The 3,850-nt window shown below is 42.3% G+C and carries 5 protein-coding genes; 3 read left to right on the forward strand and 2 right to left on the reverse strand.

Annotation, left to right across the window (positions count from 1 at the left end; translation table 11 throughout):
- Positions 1-827 precede the first annotated feature (827 nt).
- The gene (locus tag OQ5_RS0114980; RefSeq protein ID WP_016778262.1) at positions 828-1,073 is read left to right on the forward strand and encodes a hypothetical protein; all 246 of its coding nucleotides are present in this window, start codon (positions 828-830) and stop codon (positions 1,071-1,073) included.
- 323 nt (positions 1,074-1,396) lie between these two features.
- On the opposite strand, the gene OQ5_RS0114985 is transcribed toward OQ5_RS0114980, so the two are convergent.
- Complete coding sequence (locus OQ5_RS0114985; RefSeq protein ID WP_016778263.1) at positions 1,397-2,131, reverse strand: DUF6261 family protein; 735 nt, start codon at positions 2,129-2,131, stop codon at positions 1,397-1,399.
- Positions 2,132-2,290: 159 nt separating this feature from the next.
- Here OQ5_RS0114985 and OQ5_RS0114990 point away from each other — a divergent pair, with 159 nt between their 5' ends.
- Together OQ5_RS0114990 and OQ5_RS0114995 are read left to right on the forward strand one after the other, a co-directional pair.
- Positions 2,291-2,509, forward strand: a complete 219-nt coding sequence (locus tag OQ5_RS0114990; RefSeq protein ID WP_016778264.1) for a hypothetical protein — start codon at positions 2,291-2,293, stop codon at positions 2,507-2,509.
- Positions 2,510-2,626: 117 nt separating this feature from the next.
- Positions 2,627-2,854: a hypothetical protein gene (locus OQ5_RS0114995; protein WP_016778265.1), complete on the forward strand. Its 228-nt coding sequence runs from the start codon at positions 2,627-2,629 to the stop codon at positions 2,852-2,854.
- 395 nt (positions 2,855-3,249) lie between these two features.
- On the opposite strand, the gene OQ5_RS21280 is transcribed toward OQ5_RS0114995, so the two are convergent.
- Positions 3,250-3,850, reverse strand: a 601-nt coding sequence (locus tag OQ5_RS21280; protein ID WP_016778266.1) for a T9SS type A sorting domain-containing protein, incomplete at its 5' end; no start/stop codon positions are given.

The raw sequence follows: 3,850 nt of genomic DNA on the forward strand, positions 1-3,850 counted from the left end.
GTGCTACCGGTCTTCCACCGCTTCGCGGTTAATTTTTAATCACCTGCCTATAGACCTACTAACCTATAGACCTACTAACCTATTGACCTAACCTGGACAAGCCAGAACCGAACAAATTTATACATTATCCGTCGCAGCTCCGCAGCTTTTTGTTTTTCTTATTACATAATTCTACCGTTCTGTCGCCGCTCCGCGGCTATTAACTGTTGTTATAGGGTTGACAATACTAAAACCGCGGAGCGGTGACAGAGTGGTAACGTTACCAATAAAGTCAGTAACAATTAACCGCGGAGCGGTGACAGAGCATTAATTTTGCCAAAAAAAACACGAATATCAGGGATAAGACACTATTAACCTACTAACCTATTGATTTATTGACCTATTGACCTACTCGCCTACTTGCCTACTTGCCTACTTGCCTACTAACCAACACCAAATCAAAACACAAAACACAAAACCCCGAATTCTCATCCCCCTCCATTCATCAAAGAAATTCCCCTATTTGTCCAAACCTGTAGGCAATTTGCTCATTTTTTGCAATCTTTGCGAACTGAAACTATGTATAAGTGAAAGGAAGAGAATGTTTTCTGCTATATGCAGCTTTAATTAGTGCGTGTCTATAAACTCGCAAAGATATTTTCACAATATGTGTGTCAGCTCAGAAAGTGCCGGCTGCAAGGCAGGGGAAGACACTAATTACCCGGGGCCAAAGCATTATGAATCCCCCGACAAATTGAAAAACAACCTTGAGTTTGGTAACAAAGATGCTCTTTAGGCCACACTCAACATGGATGGATTTACAATAACCAACACAGCATTTTACCTGGATGAGAATCGGGAACAATATACATACTACAAATAATAAAAAACCCTACCGAAAGCCGGTGTTGGAGTCGGTGGATGTGGACAGGGATATCGTGTTAATGGGTGGATCAGAACCCACAGACTTTCCAGGAGCACCATCGATCTCAACCCAGACCGAAAATCAAACAACCTCGAAAGACAATGAAATTTTCAAAGAATCGCAGAATCCATTTGGTGGAGGTACGCCGAATTATGATTATGATCGATAGGAGAAATAGAGGGTTGAGAGTTCAGGGTTGAGGGTTGAGGGTTGAGGGTTGAGGGTTGAGGGTTGAGGATTGAGGATTGAGGGTTGAGGATTGAGGATTGAGGATTGAGGGTTGAGGATTGAGGGTTGAGAGTTCAGGGTTGAGGATTGAGGATTGAGGGTTGAGTTTGGAAATCAGATGTTAGATGTTGGAGCTAATATTCAGTAAAAAAAGCTTTACAGGCAAAAGAGATTAAAGAAATAATTGAAAAAAGAGGCCGAAAATCCTTAAACAGGAAGTTCGGCCTTTTGTAATAATACTAAAATCTCATATTAATTTATTCTCTATTGAACCTCTTCTTCGGGTTCAGACGCTGAAGACGAACGGTTTACAACCAGTTGATTATAGTTTTCGATCACTTCATTGATTTCCTTTGCTACCTGATCGTACAGTTCATCCCCGGAGATAATGGCATGAGCCTCGAGATGCTTCAACAGACTGCGAAAAACACCAGTCATCTCTTTCCTGATTTCGGCCATCTTCACCCCGGGTTTATTCGCTTCTTCTCTAACACGCATCATATAAGCCTTATCAAACATCTGATTGGCTTCTTCAAGCTCGTTCAGCCACTCATCCAATCCACTCAGTTTCGACACAGCAGTGGTAAGATCGGTATCCGATCGAAACCTGTTAATAATACTTGAAATTGTGCTGGTCTCGGCCTGGTAATTCAAGCGTGCAATTCCGCCACCAAACAGTAAAATGGCATCGTAAAGCTCAGCAGCGGCATCGCTTTTTTCCTCTTCAAAATGATTTGTAAACGCATCAACATATTTGAATATTCCGTTAAAGGCCCTGTCACGTCGCTCGTCCAGTTCCTCCAATTCTTGTGTAATATCACTCCCCAGTTCGGGTTTATACAAAGCTGAAATCTGATCACTCAGCCTGTTTAAATTATCATACGCGGCTTTAACATTCAACTTTTCAGGATCGCGGTGTTGAACCACATTCAAAACATTCTTGATAAACTGAATAAATTCGTTGTTACGGAATTTATGAATAAATGGACTTAGAAACATTTTACTAAAATTTTGAGTTAATGTATTAAGATTTTAGTATTATTGACGCAATATATTATTAAATACAATAAATGTCAAATTGATTTTCAATAATATCTGCTAAAAGGCCGAATCACACTTCATCGTTGAAACGAGCTTTCGGAAACTCCCGAAAGCTCCATGCAGGGGTGCAACAAGCTTTCGGGAGATCCCGAAACCTTCCTGCAGGGGTGCGACAAGCTTTCGGGAGGTCCCGAAAGCTTCCTGCAGGGGTGCGGCAAGGTTTCGGGAGGTCCCGAAAGCTTCCTGCAAGGGTGCGGCAAGGTTTCGGGAAGTCCCGAAAGCTTCCTGCAGGGGTGCGGCAAGGTTTCGGGAAGTCCCGAAAGGCTGTTACTATGATATTGATCTGAAGTATAACATCTTATTAGACGTTCATCTGATGTCAGCAAGAGAACTCAATTCCGCCCGCGGAAAGCAACCAATTTTTATTAAAGCTTTAAATACAGGAATATACGCATGACCGAAGAGAAAAATGAAAGAAATAATCTGATACGTCATCGAATAAAGGAGGCGGAAGAAACCATTGAAGATGTAAAAATTTTAGTTGAGAATGACAGATTGCGAGCATCTGTAAAAATGTACCCCCCTTCTTTTTTAAGAAAGCCCCGCACCCGGCATTTCGGGAACGAGGCTTTCAAACTTCACAGAGATTTTACTACCAAACTGTCACCGCTCCGCGGTTAATTTCTACCACCTGCTCGCCTAATCACCTATTGACCTAATGACCTATTGACCTAACACCTAACCTGGACAAGCCAGAACCAAACAAATTTATACATTATCTGTCGCAGCTCCGCAGCTTTTTGTTTTTCTTATTACATAATTCTACCGTTCTGTCGCCGCTCCGCGGCTATTAACTGCTGATATAGGGTTGGCAATACTAAAACCGCGGAGCGGTGACAAAACGGTAACGTTACCAATAAAGTCAGTAACAATTAACCGCGGAGCAGTGACAGAGCATTAATTTTGCAAAAAAATAAGAATATCAGGGGTAAGACACTAATCACCTGTCGACCTAATCACCTACTCGCCTATTGACCTCATGACCTCATGACCTCATGACCTATTGACCTAATGACCTATTGACCTAATGACCTTACGACCTTCCCTGTTTCAACAACACCACCGGCATTTACACGAATCACGAACACGCCACTGTTATCAGGCAAATCAACTTCCGTTTCCGGTTCATTGGTGTTGACACTGTTCATCAACCGGCCATTTATATCCATGACTTCAATGGTTGCATCGGAAGTCTGCAATAATTCCTGACCGACTCGAACCACTACAAACTCCTTCTGCCCAATGATCTCTATTCCGGTAATATCATGCTGTTCCGGTTCTTCAACACTGGTTGGAACTTCCGCTATCTTTTCAAAATGAAGGACAAAACGGTCATGATCATCTCCCATTTGTGCCGGTGTATAAACATACTCGTTCACTTCTTTCAGGTTTGTCCATGAACCGGTGGCCTTGTCCTCAAGATAGACCTCATAATTGGCACTGAATTGAGATAGATCAACCTTTATGGTTACTTCGCCTTCAACACGATTGCGAACACTCAGCCCAACAGAATACGCTTCTTCCGTCAATACAGGTAAACCATTTATCGCATAGGGTGCATCATTTATCCGAGTATAAATCTCCGGTACATTCTCTGAGCTGTTAAACTGCTTTTCA

The organism is Anaerophaga thermohalophila str. Valhall, assembly GCF_000250735.1.
Taxonomy (GTDB): domain Bacteria; phylum Bacteroidota; class Bacteroidia; order Bacteroidales; family Marinilabiliaceae; genus Anaerophaga; species Anaerophaga thermohalophila_A.

Excerpts from the sequence above, each read along its gene's own strand:
- OQ5_RS0114980 (WP_016778262.1), top strand. The coding sequence starts at position 828 with ATGAGAATCGGGAACAATATACATACTACAAATAATAAAAAACCCTAC.
- OQ5_RS0114985 (WP_016778263.1), bottom strand. The coding sequence starts at position 2,131 with ATGTTTCTAAGTCCATTTATTCATAAATTCCGTAACAACGAATTTATT.
- OQ5_RS0114990 (WP_016778264.1), top strand. The coding sequence starts at position 2,291 with ATGCAGGGGTGCAACAAGCTTTCGGGAGATCCCGAAACCTTCCTGCAG.
- OQ5_RS0114995 (WP_016778265.1), top strand. The coding sequence starts at position 2,627 with ATGACCGAAGAGAAAAATGAAAGAAATAATCTGATACGTCATCGAATA.